The sequence below is a fragment of the Mycobacterium sp. 012931 genome (genome assembly GCF_000419295.1).
GTDB classification, from domain to species: Bacteria; Actinomycetota; Actinomycetes; order Mycobacteriales; family Mycobacteriaceae; genus Mycobacterium; species Mycobacterium marinum.
The window spans coordinates 3,201,483-3,218,985 of the sequence record NZ_AOPX01000001.1; the positions used below are offsets into that span (position 1 = coordinate 3,201,483).

The window sequence follows — 17,503 nt, forward strand, 5'->3', positions numbered from 1 at the left end:
CGCAGCCCGCGGCTACGGCTTTTCCAAGCCCTGGTTGTAGGCACTGGTGGAGCGCCCGAGCGCCGCCACCTCAGCGTCCATCTTGGGCAGTAGCTCGGCTGTGGCCTTACGGACGGGCAGTTCACCCAGCGGCGTGGAGAGCGCTGGCTTGAGCCAGCGGAACAGTCCCACCCAATCCGGGCAGTAGATACGGGTCTTGCGACCTTCGATGCCCTTGATGAAGGCGGCCGCGCACTTGTTCACCGAGGTGGTCTTGTTCAATGGCCAGGGCAGCCTGGACAGCAGCTCAGCAAACGCGGGCAGGTCGCCCTTGGTGTCACGAACCAAAGCGGTGTCGATCCACGACATGTGCGCCGACCCGACGCTGACGCCACGGTCTGCGACTTCCAGTCGAAGCGCGTTGGCGAAGATCTCGACCGCGGCCTTCGACGCGTTGTAAGGCGCCAGCCCGGGAGATGCCGCGTAGGCGGCCAGCGAAGAGACGATCAGCACGTAGCCGCGGCGTTCGATGACCGCCGGCAAGGTGGCACGCACGGTGTGAAAGACACCCATAACGTTGACGTCGAGCACCCGCTTGAACGCCTCCGGATCCACCTGCAGCACCGAACCGTAGCTGGCGATGCCGGCGTTGGCCATCACGATGTCGATGCCGCCGAATTTCTCGACGGCCTGATCGGCGGCCGCCCCCATGGCGGGCAGATCGCGTACGTCGGCAACCACGGTGAGCACTCGGTCGTCTCCACCGAGTTCGGCCGCAATCGTCGCCAGCTCGGCCTCGCTCAGATCCGTCAGCACCAGTTTGGCGCCCATGTTGTGGAGGCGACGGGCGACCTCTGCCCCAATGCCGCGAGCACCGCCCGTGATGAAGACGACTTTGTCCTGCACCGATGTCATGGCCGAAAACGTACCACCGTGGGCTACAGGTCTACCCCCAGCAACGCATCGATGGTGCTGGCCACCAACCTTGGCGCTACCTCGTCATGGCCTCCGTAGTCGAGCGCATCGGTCGCCCAACCATCGAGTGCCGCAATCGCTTTGGGCGTGTTCAGATCGTCGGCCAGATACTGGCGCACCCGGGCCACAACCGCCGCCGCGTCTGGACCGGCCGGCAATGTCGTCGCGGCGCGCCAGCGCTGCAATCGACCGACCGCCTCATCGAGCACCTGCTGGGACCAGAACCGGTCGGCCCGGTAGTGCCCGGCCAGCAGCCCCAGCCGGACCGCCGCCGGGTTGACTCCCTCGGCACGCAACCCCGATACCAGCACCAGGTTGCCGCGGCTCTTGGACATCTTGTGTCCGTCCCAGCCAATCATGCCGGCGTGTACGTAGTGCCGCGCGAATCGCCGCTCACCCGTGACGCATTCGGCGTGCGCGGCGGTGAATTCGTGGTGCGGGAAGATCAGGTCGCTGCCGCCGCCCTGAACGTCCAGACCGCTGCCCACGCGGCTGAGCGCAATGGCCGCGCATTCGATGTGCCAGCCCGGCCGGCCGGGGCCGAACGGTGACGGCCAACTGGGCTCCCCGGGTCTCGCCGCGCGCCAGAGCAGAGCGTCGAGCGCATCGTTCTTGCCTGGTCTGCCCGGATCACCGCCACGCTGCTCGAACAGGCCGAGCATGGTGTCGCGGTCGTAGCCGGACTCGTAGCCGAATTGCAGTGTGGCATCGGAGCGGTAGTAGACGTCGGGATGTTCGCCGTCCAGGACATAGGCGGCGCCGGAAGCGAGCAGTTTCTCAACGAGCTCGATGATTTCGGCAACCGCCTCGGTAGCCCCGACGTAGTCGTGGGGCGAGAGGACCCGCAGCGCCGCCATGTCCTCGCGGAAGAGCGCTACCTCCTGGGCGGCCAGGTCACGCCAGTCGACGCCGTCACGGTCGGCTCGCTCGAACAACGGATCGTCGACGTCGGTGACGTTCTGCACGTAGCGCACCTCATGGCCGAGATCCAGCCACAGACGATGGATCAAGTCGAACGCCAGATAAGTCGCGGCGTGGCCCAGATGCGTCGCGTCATAGGGCGTGATCCCGCAGACGTACATGGTGGCCGTGTTTCCCGGCGCCACCGGACGCACTTGCCGGTCAGCGGTGTCGTAGAGCCGGAGTTCCGGCCCACGCCCCGGCACGATGGGAACCGGTGCAGACGACCAAGATTGCATGCCTCGACTCTAGGCTGGGCGACGATGCGGCCCGCGGTGCGGGCCGAGGAGGAGCCCGGCCATCGGGCTCACGCGGGCGACCCAAACCCACCCGCGGCCCGCGGTGCGGGCCCAGGGAACGCCGGAGCCCTGACTGTAGGGGGCGATCATGTCATTGATATTGGACCGGGTTCGGGAACTGGGAACGCAAATCCCAGACGCCGCTGCCCTCTCTTTTGTGAATGATCGAGGCCTGGTCACCGAATCGATGAGTCGCGCCGGTGTGGTGACCGAAATGAATAAGGTTGCCCAGTTCGTGCGGCAGGATTGCGGCTTGGCGCCCGGAGATCGGGCGGTCTTGGTGTATCCGCCCGGTCTGGACTTCGTGTGTGGATTGCTGGGGTGCATGGCGGCCGGGGTAATCGCGGTGCCGGTGTTCCCCCCGGACCCGATCAACCCACAAAAGTCCGGCGAAGCCTTCCGGCGGGTGGCACTCGACTGCGGCGCAACAGCGGTCCTGACCAGCCACCACTATGCCGACGCTCGGCAGCTAGACGTGGCCGCTCCGGTGGGGACCGCCTTCGATGAGGACTGGCCGAATGCCCTTCCCTGGCACGTGACATCGCGGGGGGCCAGTGGGCGCGGAAAGAGCGCCCCGCGGGCCGTGAGTGAGGCGATCTCAGAGTGGGCCCCCAGCCCGCAGACGCCTGCCCTACTGCAGTACACCTCGGGTTCAACATCGGACCCCAAGGGTGTGGTCATCACCCATGGCAACGTGGTGCATCAGGCCGAGTTCAACCGCCGCTTCATCGGACTCGGCCCGGGCCATCGGGCTGTCTTCTGGGTGCCGCCGTACCACGACTTCGGCCTCATCAGCGGCATTCTGAGCGCGTTGGCCGGCAATTTCGACCTCACCATGATGTCGCCGATGAGCTTTATCCAGCGCCCTGCCTTGTGGTTTGAGGTCATGGACCGAGTTCGCGCCACCGTCACTGTCGCACCCAACTTCGGATTCGAGTTGGCGATGCGCAAGACCACTGCCGAGCAGCGCGCTGGCTGGGATCTGAGCCCGTTGCAGGTGATAGTGAGTGCCGCGGAACCGGTGCGCGAGGACACTACCCGCCGCTTCTTTGAAGCCTTTGCCGCCTCATGGATCCGCCGGGAAGCCTTCTGTCCGTGCTACGGGCTTGCGGAACACACCGTCGGCATCACCGTGTCCGGGCGCTCGAGCCTGCGGGTGGATCGCTGCCAGCTGGAAACGCGGCAGCTAGCGGTTCCTAGCGACGCTCCCGATGCCCAGGTCCTGATGGGCTGCGGGCAGCCAACCGATGACGTGGATGTGCGCATCGTGGACCCCGAGCTATGTGTTCCACTCGGCGACGGACAGGTGGGGGAGATCTGGGCGGACTCGCCGAGCAAAGCCGCCGGCTACTGGGGATTGTCAGCGAAAAGCCGTGCCACGTTTCAGGCTGCGTTAGCCGGGGTCGAGGGTGGCCGCGGCTACCTGCGAACGGGGGATTTGGGCGTTCTGCACGACGGTGAGCTGTATGTGTGTGGGCGAATCAAGGATCTGCTGATCCTGGCGGGGCGCAACATCTATCCGCAAGACATTGAGGACAGCCTGCGAGATTGCCACCCCGCGATCAGGCCGGGCGGGTTCGCGGCTTTCGCCGTAGCGGACGGCAACAGCGAGACGCTGGCGGTGCTGGTCGAGGTGCGCACCGACGGGTCGCCCGACCTGCTCGCAGGGGTAGTGGCAGCGATCCGGGCGGCGGTGTTGAAAGACCACCAGCTGTGCTGTGGGGTGGTAGTGCTGGGGCCGCCGGGGAGCGTGAGCAAGACGACCAGCGGCAAAGTGCAGCGCTCGCGGTGCCGCGCCCGCTTTCTCGACGGCACCCTGCAAGCCCAAGCGCTGCTGGTGGACCGCCGCACAGACGATGAACCCGTTGGCGCTGCGCCCACGACCGAGCAGCTGCTATCGGTGGTGTGCGGGCAGGCGGCCGAGGTCTTGGGTATCGGCGCGGCCAGTGTGGATATCGATCGATCGCTGGGGGATCAGGGCCTCAACTCGATCGGAGTCACCGAGTTGGCGTCGCGGCTAACTCAGGTGCTGGGCCAAGACGTGCAACCCGTAGACATCTTCAACCATCCCACGGTTGGAGATCTGGTCCAGATCCTGAGCCTCGGTGAAAAGACACGTCACCAGCGTGGAGTGCGAGAACGGTTGGGGCATCATGCGGCGAGTGACGCTGGCGCAGTGGCGCTTCCGGCAGACCCGGTGGCCATCGTCGGTATCGGGTGCCGGTTTCCGGGTGGGGTGGATTCGGCGGACTCCTTGTGGGACATGGTGGTGTCGGCCCGGGATGTGATTTCGGATTTTCCGGGTGATCGGGGCTGGGATGCGGGGAGGTTGTTTGATCCGGATCCGGATGCACTGGGTAGGACGTATTGCCAGGTGGGCGGGTTCTTGGAGGATGCGGCCGGCTTTGATGCCGGGTTCTTCGGGATCGCCCCGCGCGAGGCGCTGGCGATGGATCCCCAACAGCGGGTCTTGCTAGAGGTGTCGTGGGAGGCATTGGAAGACGCCGGGATTGACCCAAAGGCGCTGCGGGGAAGCGCTACCGGGGTATTCGTGGGCACCTGGGCTCAGCCCTATGGGGATGGCGGTTCAGACAGCGCGGATGGATATGCCATGACTGGCACCGCCACCAGTGTGGCTTCGGGGCGGGTGGCGTATGTGTTGGGGTTGGAGGGGCCGGCGGTGTCGGTGGATACCGCGTGTTCTTCGTCGTTGGTGGCGGTGCATCAGGCTGTGCAGTCGTTGCGGTTGGGGGAGTGTGATCTGGCGTTGGCTGGTGGGGTGACGGTGATGGCGACGCCGTCGGTGTTTGTGGGGTTTTCTCGGCAGCGGGGGTTGGCTCCGGATGGGCGGTGTAAGGCGTTTGCGGAGGCTGCGGATGGGGTGGGGTGGGGTGGGGTGAGGGTGCGGGAGTGTTTGTCTTGCAGCGGCTCTCGGATGCGCGTCGGCAGGGTCGTGTGGTGTTGGGGGTGGTGCGTGGGTCTGCGGTGAATCAGGATGGGGCTTCTCATGGGTTGACGGCTCCGAATGGGCCGGCGCAGCAGCGGGTGATTCGGGCGGCGTTGGCAGGTGCGGGGTTGGGGCCTGCGGATGTGGATGTGGTTGAGGCTCATGGGACGGGTACCAGGTTGGGGGATCCGATTGAGGCTCAGGCGTTGTTGGCGGTTTATGGGCAAGATCGTGAGCCGGGTCGGCCGTTGTGGGTGGGTTCGATCAAGTCGAATATGGGTCATGCTCAGGCGGCGGCGGGGGTGGCCGGGGTGATCAAGATGGTGCAGGCGATGCGTCATGGGTTGCTGCCTGAGACGTTGCATGTTGATGAGCCCTCGGGGCAGGTGGGTTGGTCGGCGGGGGCGGTTGAGGTGTTGAGTCGGGCGAGGTCGTGGCCGGGTGTGCCGGGGCGTCCGCGTCGGGCTGGGGTGTCTTCGTTTGGGATTAGTGGCACTAATGCGCATGTCATTGTTGAGCAGGCGTTGCCTGAGGTGGCCGAAAGTGGCGGTGTGTCAGGGGTTTGCGGGCAGGGTGTGGGCTCGGTCGAGTCGGTGGTGCGGGCGTCTGTGGTGCCGTGGGTGTTGTCGGCTCAGTCGAGGCAGGCGTTGGTGGCTCAGGCGAGTCGGTTGTTGGGTCGTGTCGGTGGTGATGATGGCCTCGATCCCGTTGATGTGGGGTTGTCGCTGGCGTAGCGCTGCGTCTTTGAGCATCGCGCGGTGGTCGTTGGTCGGGATCGGGAGGCGTTGCTGGCTGGGTTGACCGGGCTGGCGCGCGGTGAGCCGGGTGCTGGTGTGGTGGTGGGTCAGGCCGCCGCGGTGGGCAAAACGGTGCTGGTGTTCCCCGGCCAAGGCGCCCAGTGGACCGGGATGGGCCGCCAGTTACTTGACGAATCACCGGTGTTCGCCGAGCGGATGCGCCGCTGCGATGAGGCGCTAGCGGAGTTTGTCTCGTGGTCGCTATTGGATGTGGTAGCCGGGGTAGCCGGGGTAGCCGGGGTAGCCGGGGTAGCCGGGGTAGCCGGGGTAGCGGGGGCGCCGGGGCTGGATCGAGTCGATGTGGTGCAGCCGCTGTCGTGGGCGATCATGGTGTCACTGGCCGAGTTGTGGCGTTCGGTGGGGGTGACACCGGATGCGGTGATCGGTCATTCGCAGGGGGAGATCGCGGCGGCATGTGTGGCCGGGGCGTTGTCGCTGCGAGATGGCGCGGCGGTGGTGGCACTGCGTAGCCGGCTGTTGGTGGATTTGGCCGGTGCCGGGGCGATGGCGTCGCTGGCCTGTGGGGTGGCGCGGGCAGAGCAGTTGCTGGCCGGCTTCGGTGATCGGCTCGACCTTGCCGCCATCAATGGAGTTTCTGCGGTGGTGATCTCGGGTCGGGTCGATGCGGTGTTGGAGCTGATGGACCTCGCTGAGACCCAGGGTGTTCGGGCTCGCCGCATCGAGGTCGACTATGCGTCGCATTCGGCTCAGGTCGATGCGATCGCTGGGCCTTTGATGGAGGCATTGGCAGGCATCGAGCCGCGGCCGAGTTCGACGTCGTTCTTCTCGACGGTCACCGGCGGGTTGATGGGTACCGTGGAACTGGATGGCGGGTTGGGGCGGTTTTGGATGTCTGCCGGCCAGGCCCATGTTGCTGGGGTGGGGATGGACTGGCGGGCGGTGTACGCCGGCTGGGGTGCGCGGTTGGTGGAACTGCCAACCTATGCGTTCCAGCGGCAGCGGTTCTGGTTGCCGCCGGCCCCAACAGGATCGGTCGATCCTGCGGGCTTGGGGTTGGGTGAGGCTGGGCACGGTTTGTTGTGCGCCGCAGTCGAGCATCCCGATTCGGGGGAGGTGATTCTCACCGGACGCCTATCGCTGAGCGCTCAACCTTGGCTGGCCGACCATGCGGTGCTGGGGGTGATGTTGTTCCCAGGCACAGGGTTTTTGGAGTTGGTGATCCGTGCCGGTGACGTGGTGGGCTGCACGTTGGTGCGGGAGTTGACGATGGTTGCTCCGTTGGTGTTGAGCCGCGACGTACCGGTACAGGTGCAGGTGGTGGTCGCCCCCGACGGTGGTGACGGGAGCCGCTCGGTGACGGTGTATTCGCATGCCGATCGCCCCGATTCCGGGTGGCTGCTCAATGCCCAGGGTGTGCTGGACGTTGACGTCGTGCAGCCGCCGGCGGAGGTGTCGGAGTGGCCTCCGGTCGGTGCCGTGAGGGTGGAAATCTCCGATGCATATGAGCAGCTCGCGGCGCGTGGCTTTGAGTATGGTCAGGCGTTTCGCGGGTGCACCGCGTTGTGGCGGCGCGACCAGGAGCTGTTCGCGGAAGTCGCCCTTCCCGAGCAAGTCAGCGCTCAAGCGGGCCGGTTCGGGATTCATCCGGCTTTGTTGGATGCGGCGCTGCACGCGGGGTTGTATGGCGCCTTGGATTTCGGCGGGTCGCGCGCCGGCAACGCTGAAGCGGTGTTGCCGTATTCCTGGCAGCGCGTGTCTTTGTATGCGGGTGGTGCCGAGCGGTTGCGGGTGCGGATCACTCCCAGCGCCTCTGGGACGGTCTCGATAGAGCTTGCCGATAGCGCGGGAGGCCCGGTGCTATCGGCAGGCTCGTTGGCAGTGCGCCCGGTCGGCACCGCGGAACTACGTGCCGCGTTGAGCGCGGCAGCGCGCGAGACCGATCAAGGGTTGTTGGAGCTGGCGTGGTCACCGATCACGGTGGAGTCCACGAGCGGTGGTCATCGACCGGTGGTGTTGGAGTGGGCGGACTATGTGGCGGCCGATGATGATCACGCCGCCGGTCAAGCCGATGTGGTGCTGTGGCGTTGCGAGCCGGCCGGCGGAAGGGTGCTCGATCAGGCTTATCGCGCCACCCACGCCGCGCTCGAGGTGTTACAGCGCTGGCTGGCCCGGGATCGGTCGGCGACGCTGGTGATCGCGACTCATGGCGCCGTGGGATCGGCGGAACACGACATCACCGATCTGGCCGGAGCGGCCGTCTGGGGTTTGGTCCGTTCAGCACAAACCGAACACCCCGGCCGGATCGTCCTGATCGACACCGATACTGCCGTGGTCGACCTGGCGGGGTTGCTGGCCACCAAAGAACCCCAACTCATGGTGCGTGCCGGACGGGTGCACGCGGCGCGTCTTGCCGCGGTGGAGGAAACCCTCGTCCTCCCCACCCACCAGCAGTGGCGGCTGGCCGCAGGCGGCGAAGGCACACTCGCCGGCGTGGTGATGGAGCCGAACCCACAGGCGCAGGCGCCGCTCGGGCCGGGGCAGGTGCGGGTGGCGGTGGCCGCGGCGGGGGTCAATTTCCGGGATGTACTCGTGGTGTTGGGGATGTACCCCGGGCAGGCCCCGCCGCTGGGCGGGGAGGGCGCGGGCGTGGTGGTCGAGGTCGGCCACCACGTGCGCAGGTTGAGTGTTGGTGACCAGGTGATGGGACTGGTAGGGGTGGCCGGGCCTGAGGCCGTCGTCGATCAGCGCCTACTGGTCAAGTTGCCGAGCGGGTGGTCGTTGGCGCAAGCCGCAGGAGTGCCGGTGGCGTTCTTGACGGCTTGGTACGGGTTGTCGGATCTGGCGGGTGTGCGGTCTGGGGAGTCGGTATTGGTGCATGCCGCGACCGGCGGGGTGGGCATGGCCGCGGTGCAGCTGGCCCGGCATTGGGGACTGGAAGTGTTTGTCACGGCCAGCCGCGGTAAGTGGGACATCCTGCGGCGCATGGGGTTTGACGATGACCACATCGGTGATTCGCGCACGGTGGACTTCGCAGACAAGTTCTTGGCGGTCACCGACGGCCGCGGGGTCGACGTGGTGCTCAACTCGCTGGCCGGGGAGTTCATCGATGCCTCGTTGCGGTTGCTGGCCCGTGGCGGACGCTTTATCGAGATGGGCAAAACTGATATCCGGGACCCACACACGATTGCCCAGAACCATCCCCGTGTGACCTATCGCGCGTTTGACTTGCTGGAGTCTGGCCCCGCGCGTATCCAGGCGATGTTGGGTGCGCTGCTGGAGTTGTTTCAGGCTCGGGCGTTGCATCCGCTGCCGATCAAGACCTGGGATGTGCGCTGCACTCCGGCCGCGTACCGGTTTGTCAGCCAGGCGCGTCATATCGGCAAGGTGATATTGACCATGCCCACCTTGTTGCCCGATGCGCTGGCGGCGGGCACGGTTTTGATCACCGGGGGGACTGGGATGGTCGCAGCGGCTTTGGCTCGCCATCTGGTCAGCAGCCATGGGGTGAGGCATCTGGTGTTGGTGAGCCGGCGCGGTGATGCGGCCGCGGGGGCCAGCAAGTTGGTCGACGAACTGACCGCGGCGGGGGCCACGGTGCGGGTGGTCGCTTGTGATGTCGCAGATCCAGCCGCGGTGTCACGGCTGATGAATCAGCTACCCGAGCAGTGTCCGCCGCTGAGCGCGGTGATACACGCCGCAGGGACACTCGACGACGCGTTGATCACTTCGCTGACGCCGCAGCGGGTGGATGCGGTGTTGCGGGCCAAGGTGGATGGCGCTTGGAATCTGCACGAGGCCACCCGTGATTTGGGGCTGTCGGCTTTTGTGTTGTGCTCGTCGATCGCGGCGACCCTGGGGGCCCCAGGACAGGCCAACTATGCCGCTGGCAACGCATTCCTCGATGCGCTGGCAGCGCATCGGCACGCTACCGGGCTGGCCGGCATCTCGCTGGCATGGGGGTTGTGGGAACAATCCAGCACGATGACCGCGCATTTGCGTGGTCGCGATGTGGACCGGATGACCCGTATCGGGATGCGGGCGATCTCGGCGGAGCAGGCCATCGAACTCTTCGATGCCGCACTAGTTCTTGATCACCCCACCGTGGTGACCTCCCGACTCGACGAGGCCGCGTTGGCCAACCCCACCATCAGTTCCCAGCTGCCGCCGCTGTTCAACGATCTGATTCGCCGTCCAGTGCGGCGCCGCGTCGACAACGACACCATGGCCGCCAAATCGATTTTGGCCCAACGCCTCAACGACCTGGCCCCGGAGCGCCACAGAGTTGCGTTCATCGAGATGGTCTGTGAGCAGGCGGCCGCGGTGTTGGGTCGCCCCAACGGGGACGACGTCGACCCCGAGCACACGTTCCGGGACCTGGGACTGGACTCACTGACGGATCTGGAGTTGCGCAACAGACTCAAGATCATCTCTGGGCTGGCGTTGCCACCCACCTTGATCGTCGACTATCCCACTCCCCAGCTACTAGCGGGGTATCTGAGCCAGCGACTGGGCGAAAACAATGGTGTCCCAACAGATGGCGGATCGAGGCCGTCACCTGCTGATCCCGACGACGAACTGCGAAATACTCTAGAAACCATTCCGATCGCTGATCTTCGAGACGCGGGCCTGTCTTGCCCGCCGATGGGTATGTCGGGTTTGTCGGCAGCCGAATTAGCCGAGCTATCCGACATTCTGGCGAGAACCGGTGATCAGCGCGATAGAGACCAGGCAGCCGGTGGGCTGGTCGGCGTCGAGGACGTGATGGCGCTGACTCCGCTGCAGCAGGGGCTGTTCGCGCTGGCCATGTTCAGCGAGTCCCCGGTCGATGACCCGTACACGATCGCGACAACCTTTGATGTGCTCGGGCAGCTGGACACCGTATTGCTTCGCAACTGCGCTACAGCGATGTTGTATCGCCATCCGAATCTGCGAGCCCGATTCATATACGGTGACTTGCCGCATCCGGTGCAGGTTGTGCCCAGTGACGTGGATCTGTCGTGGCGGCAGGTGGTCGCGATGCCCGAAGAGGTGGCCTCGCTGGAGGCCGATGAGCAACGGTCGGGATTCGATCTCGAACGTGGCCTGACGATGCGGTTTCTGCTTGTCGAGTTGCCAAACGAGCGTTGGCGATTCGTCATCACCGCCCATCACATTGTGATCGATGGTTGGTCGCTGGCGGTGTTTGTCAACGAGCTCTTCGCTTTGTATCGGGCGGGTGGGGCCATCGATGTGCTTGCGGCGCCGCCGCGGCCATTTCGCGACTACCTCGGCTGGCTGGACGGCTGGGATTCGCAGTCGGGTGAACAGTTTTGGCGTGACTACCTGGCTGGGCTGTCGGCGCCCACCATGTTGTCGCGGGCGCTGGCCGGTGGCCAGGGTGGGCAGGTGGCCGAGGAGCCCCAGCGTATTGAGTTATGTCTGGGTGCGGAAGTGACGGCCCGGCTGGTTGATGGTGCTCGCAGTCGTGGCGTCACCGTGAATTCGCTGGTGCAGGTGGCGTGGGCGTTGGTGTTAGGGGCGCTGACCGGTCGTGACGATGTGGTTTTCGGGATTGCGGTGTCGGGGCGGCCTTCTGAGCTGGCCGGCGTGCAGTCAATGGTCGGTCTGTTTATCAACACCGTGCCGTTGCGCGTCCGACTCGATCCGCAAGCAGTCATCGCCGACGTGTGCGCGGCGGTGCGGCGAGATACCGCACTGGTGCGTGAATATGCCTACTTCAGTCATGCGTGGCTGCGTCAGGCGGCTGGTGTCGGTGAGATGTTCGACACGTTGCTGGTATTCGAAAACTTCCCGACCGGTGGCTTGGCCGTCGGCAAGGATGTTCCCGTCGGGGCGGCGACCTTCCGCCGGGTGGCTGCGCACAGTCCGACGCATTTCCCGGTGACCGTGACCGCCGAATTTGCGAGGGACCAGCTGACGCTGATGATCGCGGCCACGGGCGACGCGCTCAGCGTGCTCACTCCCGAGACGGGCCTTGGGGTCGCCGACCTCGTGCAGCGGTTGGGTCGGGTGTTGGTGGCGATGACTGGTGATGTGGGGGTGCGGGTTTCGTCGTTGGATGTGTTGGATTCGGTGGAGCGTGTTCGGTTGGATGGGTGGGGTAATCGGTCGGTGTTGGGTGCGTCGGTGCCGGTGGGGGTGTCGATTCCGGCGTTGTTTGATGCTCAGGTTGTCCGTGGTCGGGATGCGGTGGCGCTCAGTTTTGAGGGTCAGAGCCTGACTTATGGCGAGCTTGATGAGGCCTCGAATCGGTTGGCGCGTTTTTTGGTGGGTTTGGGTGCGGGTCCGGGGCAGCGGGTGGCGTTGGTGTTTGGTCGTTGTGCTCAGGCGGTGACCGCGATTTTGGCGGTGTTAAAGACGGGGGCGGCGTATGTGCCGATTGATCCGGGGTTGCCGGCGGCGCGGGTGCAGTTCATGGTTGCTGATGCTGGGCCGGTGGCGGTGGTGACTACCGGTGGGTGGGGTGCGGGGTTGGATGGGTGCGGTTGTGTGGTGGTCGATGTTGCTGATGCGGGTGTTGAGGCTTGTGCGGGTACGGGTTTGGTGGCACCGGCTGCTGATGACATCGCGTATCTGATCTATACCTCCGGGACCACCGGCATTCCTAAGGGTGTGGCGGTTAGTCATCGCAATGTGGTCGCGTTGGTGGAGTCGTTGGCCTCGAGTGTGCCGGTGGCGGGGGTGTGGTCGCAGTGGCATTCGTATGCCTTTGATGTTTCGGTGTGTGAGATTTGGGGGGCGTTGTTAAGTGGTGGGCGGTTGGTGGTGGTGCCCGAGCAGGTGGTGGGTTCGCCTGAGGATTTCCTCGCGTTGTTGGTGGCTGAGCGGGTCAGTGTGTTGAGTCAGACGCCGTCGGCGTTTTATGCGTTGCAGGGTGCTGTTACGGTCCGGTCTGGTTTGGGGCGTGAGTTGCGGGTTGAGGCGGTGCTTTTGGCGGGGGAGGCGTTTGAGCCTCAGTGTGCGGGGGTGTGGTTGGCGCGGCGTTCGGGGTTGGCGCGGTTGATCAATTTGTATGGCACGACTGAGACGACGGTGCATGCCTCGGTGCGTGAGATTGTTGGCGCTGACGTTGAGAGTGCGGTGAGTCCGATTGGGGTGCCGTTGGGGCATCTGGGCTTTTTTGTGCTGGATGGGTGGTTGCGGCCGGTGCCGGTGGGTGTGGTGGGGGAGTTGTATGTGGCTGGTGTTGGGGTGGGTGTGGGGTATTGGGGGCGGGGGTCGTTGACGGGGTCGCGGTTTGTGGCGTGTCCGTTTGGGGGTGTTGGTGAGCGGATGTATCGGACGGGGGATTTGGTGTGTTGGGGTCGGGATGGGCAGTTGCAGTATCGGGGGCGTGTTGATGATCAGGTGAAGGTTCGTGGGTATCGGATTGAGTTGGGTGAGGTTCAGGCGGCGTTGGGTGCTGTTGATGGGGTGGGTCAGGCGGTGGTGGTTGTTCGTGAGGATCGTGGTGGTGATCGGCGGTTGGTGGGGTATGTGACGGGGGCGGTGGATCCGGTGGTGGTGCGTGGGGTGTTGGGGCAGCGGTTGCCGGGGTATATGGTGCCGGCCGCGGTGGTGGTGGTGGCGGGGTTGCCGTTGACGGTTAATGGGAAGTTGGATAGGCGGGCTTTGCCGGCGCCGGAGTATGGCGATGGTGATCGTTATCGGGCTCCGGTGGGTCCGGTGCAGGAGATTTTGGCGGGTATTTATGCCGAGGTGTTGGGGTTGGAGCGGGTGGGGGTTGAGGACTCGTTTTCTGAACTGGGTGGAGACTCACTCTCTGCGCTGCGGGTGATCGCCAAGGTCAACAAAGCCCTCGGTCTTGAACTTCCGGCGCGCACCTTGCGCGACGCGCCCTCAGTGAGAATCTTGAGTCAGCGACTGCACACAAGTGACAACGGAATGGAAGTAGTCCCAGGGCTCCGGCGTTCCCTGGAAGTAGTCCCTGTCGAGATCCTGAAGGAGGACGCGGGTGTTCCGTTGTGCTGTATACATGATGGCCTCGGGCTCAGCTGGTCATATCGGGCTCTGGGAAATTATTTGGACTGCCCGATAATCGGCATCAACCAAATCGCGGAAAATGGCGAAGCTGAACCCGAATCGATTCGCAGCATGGCGGCAAACTACGCGGACAGGCTTCAAGCGGCCTACCCGGCCGGACCCTATAACCTCCTCGGCTGGTCTTTTGGTGGCGTCGTGGCTCACGAGCTTGCCATCGAACTTCACCGACGCGGATGTGTGGTGCAACGGTTGATCCTGTTGGATCCGCCACAACTGCCCGGCAGCACATTGAGAAGCCTTGGGGTTGAAGAAGATCAGATCGTGGACGGCGGCTCGCGGCCTAACCACGCGGCTATTCGAGAGCAAGCGGAGCAGCTGATTAACCAACTGCGAGAAGTGGTGGACTTTACCGCTCTACCCATTGGAATCTTTGACTTCGCAGCCCGAAATGCCAAGGCGGTCCAGTCGTATCTTCTGGAACACAAGGCCGACGTGTTCGACGGAGATATGACCATATTTCTCGCTGGGCGAAGTGGACAAATGAGTGATTCGTCCCAACTGCAAAATTGGCGAAAGTATATTGCCGGCGACATTACAACGTACTCCGTCGACTGCACACACCATGAGATGCTGACCGCCGAATCGCTCAGCATGTACGGCGAACAACTCAAGAAACTATTAGAAGCTTGAGCCGACGTTGCGCCGCCGGACTACCGGCGCCGCACCAGCAGCGTCTGCGCCGACGTCCCCACAAATCCGGTCGTATCGAAAATCTCAGCCGTCGTCACTCCCAGGCCATCTGGCCCGACGGAGGCGCGAGCGCGCAACGCGAAATCGGTGCCGGTCGGAAGTCGGTGCAGATGAACGACCGTATCGGTGTTCATGAAGAGAAACCGGTTGGGATCCAGGATCGCGCCGACGCCGTTGGCGCAGTCGACCACGGCGGCCAGCTGTTGCAGCGGTGACGCCGGATCGGTGTCGACGATGTGAGCCGTCGGCCTGAACCAGGACACCGCGGCGGGTTGTCCTTCAGTGTCCTGCGGGCGCCAGCTGAGTGCGTCGAAGTAGCCACCGACCCCGGCAAAAGCGGCTGGACGGGGTTGCGCCGGTCCCTCCACCAGCGGGGGATACCGATCGGATGCGACGTCGGTGGTGTCGCTGACCGCCAGTAGCCACGCGGTCACCCGGGCCAGCACGCGATCGGCCACCATCTCCGCAACCATCATGGCGACCCGCGACCCCGGGCGCTGCACCCAAGCCCGGGCCCGGACCGGAGCCACCGGAATGGCCCCGAGGATGTCCAGGCTGAGCCGGCCGATCCGCAAACCCGATCCCGCCGACAGTTCTTCGATCAGTTTGGTCAGCAGCGCCAACGGGGGAGATCCGTGCTGAATGTCGGGATCCCAATTGCTGCGGGTGAAGTCGGTCGAGTCGAACATCTGGTAATCGCCGTCGGCCCCGGGCAGGCGGCGGTAGTAGCAACCGTTCATGCCGTCGGCTCGATTGCGGAGCACGAAACCGCTTCGGCGGGCGGCCGATCCGGCCACCCGGGATACGGCGGTGGTGTCCCGCCATAAGCCGGACAGTGCTGCTGGTGCGGGCACCAATTGCATAGCCGCGATGCATTGGGGCGGAAGTCGCCCGACTGTCCCGCCGATTGGATGGCACGCCAGATGGCCATCAGGGTCTTCTCAAAGCGAAGCAGCTCGTCACGATCCGGCGAATAGTCCAGCACCTGCCCGTCAGCCAGATAGATCAGCCGCAATCGGGAGGGCAACACGCCCCGCGACCGAAACAGCGCTACTCCGTAGAACTTCATCTGGAACATGGCTTTGAACTCCGCCAGCGCCCGGGCGGCGGGCGGGGCCTTGCCCGTCTTGTAGTCGACCACCCGTAACTCACCGGTAGCGGCGACGTCGATCCGGTCGATATAGCCGCGCAACAGCGTGCCGTCTGCCAGCTCCACCTCGACGCGCTGCTCGCAGCTCTGCGGGTCGAATCGCCTCGGATCTTCCAGCCGGTAGTAGCCCGACAACAGTGCACGGGCATCCTCGAGCAATTGGGCTTGCTGGTCGGCTGCCAGCTCTCCGGCCAGGTCTAGCTCACCGGCGATCACCTGCTCCCAGGCGGATTCCACCAGTGACCGGGCGGTGTCCGGTCCGCGTTGCACCGCGGGTAGAGCGTAGAGCTGCTCGAGGGCGGCATGTACCACAGAGCCTCGCAGCTGCGCCGTTGACGGTTTCTCGGGCAATCGATCGATCGCCCGAAACCGGTACAGCAGTGGGCACTGTTTGAAATCGGCGGCCCGTGACGGCGACAGCGCCGGTCGGATATACACGCTCGCCACGGAGCCCGGCTGGTCCGTCATATTCGCAGCCTATGACTGGGCACCGACAACCCCGGACACCGGCTACGGCGCGTCAGCTGGCACCCTAGACGACGTGTCAGCGACCGGTCCGTTTCACGTCGGCGAACGTGTTCAGCTCACCGACGCCAAGGGGCGTCACTACACCATCACCCTCACTCCGGGCGCGGAGTTCCACACCCATCGTGGCCGCATCGCGCACGACGTGATCATCGGCCTGGAGCAAGGCAGCGTGGTCAAGTCCAGCAATGGCGCGCTGTTTCTGGTGCTGCGCCCGTTGTTGGTCGACTATGTGATGTCGATGCCCCGCGGGCCCCAGGTGATCTACCCCAAGGATGCCGCGCAGATCGTGCATGAGGGCGACATCTTTCCCGGTGCCCGGGTGCTCGAGGCGGGCGCCGGATCCGGGGCACTCACCCTGTCACTACTGCGAGCGGTCGGGCCGCAGGGGCAGGTGATCTCCTATGAGCAGCGCGCCGATCATGCCGAGCATGCTCGTCGCAACGTGACCAACTTCTACGGCGAGGCGCCCGAAAACTGGCAATTGATCATCAGCGATATCGCCGACTCGGAGCTGCCCGACGGCTCGATCGACCGGGTAGTGCTGGACATGTTGGCGCCGTGGGAGGTGCTCGACTCGGTCTCCAGGCTGGTGGTCGCCGGTGGCGTGTTGATGATCTACGTGGCCACGGTGACCCAGCTGTCCAAGGTTGTCGAGGCCGTGCGGACCCGGCAGTGCTGGACAGAGCCGAGATCGTGGGAGACCCTGCAGCGGGGCTGGAACGTTGTCGGGCTGGCCGTACGGCCGCAGCATTCCATGCGCGGACACACCGCGTTTCTGGTCGCCGCACGCCGGCTGGCGCCGGGTGCGGTAGCCCCCGCGCCACTGGGGCGCAAACGCGAGGGGCGCGATGGCTAGCCGGGAACAGGCCTAACCGAGCCAGTCCTCGCTGCGGTGCAGGACGCGGTGCGCCGACAACAGTTCGAACTCGGGGTGCGCGGCTACCAGGCGTTCGGCCGCGTCGAGGACATCAACGGCATGGCTGCGCTCGCTGGAAACCACGGCCACCCCAATTCCGGCCCGTCGGTGCAGCTCGAGTGATCCGGTCTCGGCGGCCGACACGGCGAACTTGCGCCTGAGCTCGGCGACAACCGGGCGAACCACCGACCGCTTTTGTTTGAGTGATCGCACGTCGCCCAGCAACACATCGAACTCCAGCCAGCCGATCCACATCCG

6 protein-coding genes and 2 pseudogenes are annotated in these 17,503 nt (G+C 65.0%); 3 read left to right on the forward strand and 5 right to left on the reverse strand.

Going from position 1 to position 17,503, the window contains the following annotated elements; genetic code table 11:
* Window positions 1–12: 12 nt before the first annotated feature.
* Together MMSP_RS14185 and mshC are read right to left on the reverse strand one after the other, a co-directional pair.
* A complete protein-coding gene (locus tag MMSP_RS14185; protein ID WP_020787176.1) occupies window positions 13–894 on the reverse strand; it encodes an SDR family oxidoreductase in 882 nt (293 codons plus the stop codon).
* Between the two features lie 23 nt (window positions 895–917).
* Window positions 918–2,153 carry a cysteine--1-D-myo-inosityl 2-amino-2-deoxy-alpha-D-glucopyranoside ligase gene (mshC, locus tag MMSP_RS14190; protein WP_012394792.1) on the reverse strand — a complete coding sequence of 412 codons (1,236 nt, stop codon included), beginning with the start codon at window positions 2,151–2,153 and terminating at the stop codon, window positions 918–920.
* Window positions 2,154–2,301: 148 nt separating this feature from the next.
* Here mshC and MMSP_RS28515 point away from each other — a divergent pair.
* Window positions 2,302–13,850: pseudogene (locus MMSP_RS28515) on the forward strand (amino acid adenylation domain-containing protein); the annotation flags it as partial.
* Window positions 13,851–13,889: 39 nt separating this feature from the next.
* Window positions 13,890–14,591, forward strand: a pseudogene (locus MMSP_RS29835) (thioesterase domain-containing protein); the annotation flags it as partial.
* A gap of 20 nt (window positions 14,592–14,611) precedes the next feature.
* Here MMSP_RS29835 and MMSP_RS14205 read toward each other — a convergent pair.
* Both MMSP_RS14205 and MMSP_RS14210 read right to left on the reverse strand, forming a co-directional pair.
* Complete coding sequence (locus MMSP_RS14205; RefSeq protein ID WP_015355661.1) at window positions 14,612–15,391, reverse strand: thioesterase family protein; 780 nt, start codon at window positions 15,389–15,391, stop codon at window positions 14,612–14,614.
* On the reverse strand, window positions 15,388–16,269 hold the full coding sequence (locus MMSP_RS14210) for a RecB family exonuclease (RefSeq protein ID WP_036426517.1): 882 nt from the start codon (window positions 16,267–16,269) through the stop codon (window positions 15,388–15,390). The genes MMSP_RS14205 and MMSP_RS14210 overlap by 4 nt, the downstream gene beginning before the upstream one ends.
* 73 nt (window positions 16,270–16,342) lie before the next feature.
* Between MMSP_RS14210 and trmI the strand changes: the two genes are divergently transcribed.
* Entirely contained in the window at window positions 16,343–17,185 is an 843-nt protein-coding gene (gene trmI, locus MMSP_RS14215) for a tRNA (adenine(58)-N(1))-methyltransferase TrmI (RefSeq protein WP_020787183.1), read from the forward strand.
* A gap of 12 nt (window positions 17,186–17,197) precedes the next feature.
* Here the strand turns inward: trmI and MMSP_RS14220 are convergent, their stop codons facing one another.
* Window positions 17,198–17,500, reverse strand: a complete 303-nt coding sequence (locus MMSP_RS14220) for a DUF503 domain-containing protein (RefSeq protein ID WP_012394777.1) — start codon at window positions 17,498–17,500, stop codon at window positions 17,198–17,200.
* Between the last annotated feature and the right edge of the window lie 3 nt (window positions 17,501–17,503).

What these genes read in the sequence shown, in the direction of transcription:
- mshC (WP_012394792.1), bottom strand. Translation starts at nt 2,153, where the DNA reads ATGCAATCTTGGTCGTCTGCACCGGTTCCCATCGTGCCGGGGCGTGGG.
- MMSP_RS14210 (WP_036426517.1), bottom strand. Translation starts at nt 16,269, where the DNA reads ATGACGGACCAGCCGGGCTCCGTGGCGAGCGTGTATATCCGACCGGCG.
- MMSP_RS14205 (WP_015355661.1), bottom strand. Translation starts at nt 15,391, where the DNA reads ATGAACGGTTGCTACTACCGCCGCCTGCCCGGGGCCGACGGCGATTAC.
- MMSP_RS14185 (WP_020787176.1), bottom strand. Translation starts at nt 894, where the DNA reads ATGACATCGGTGCAGGACAAAGTCGTCTTCATCACGGGCGGTGCTCGC.
- MMSP_RS14220 (WP_012394777.1), bottom strand. Translation starts at nt 17,500, where the DNA reads ATGTGGATCGGCTGGCTGGAGTTCGATGTGTTGCTGGGCGACGTGCGA.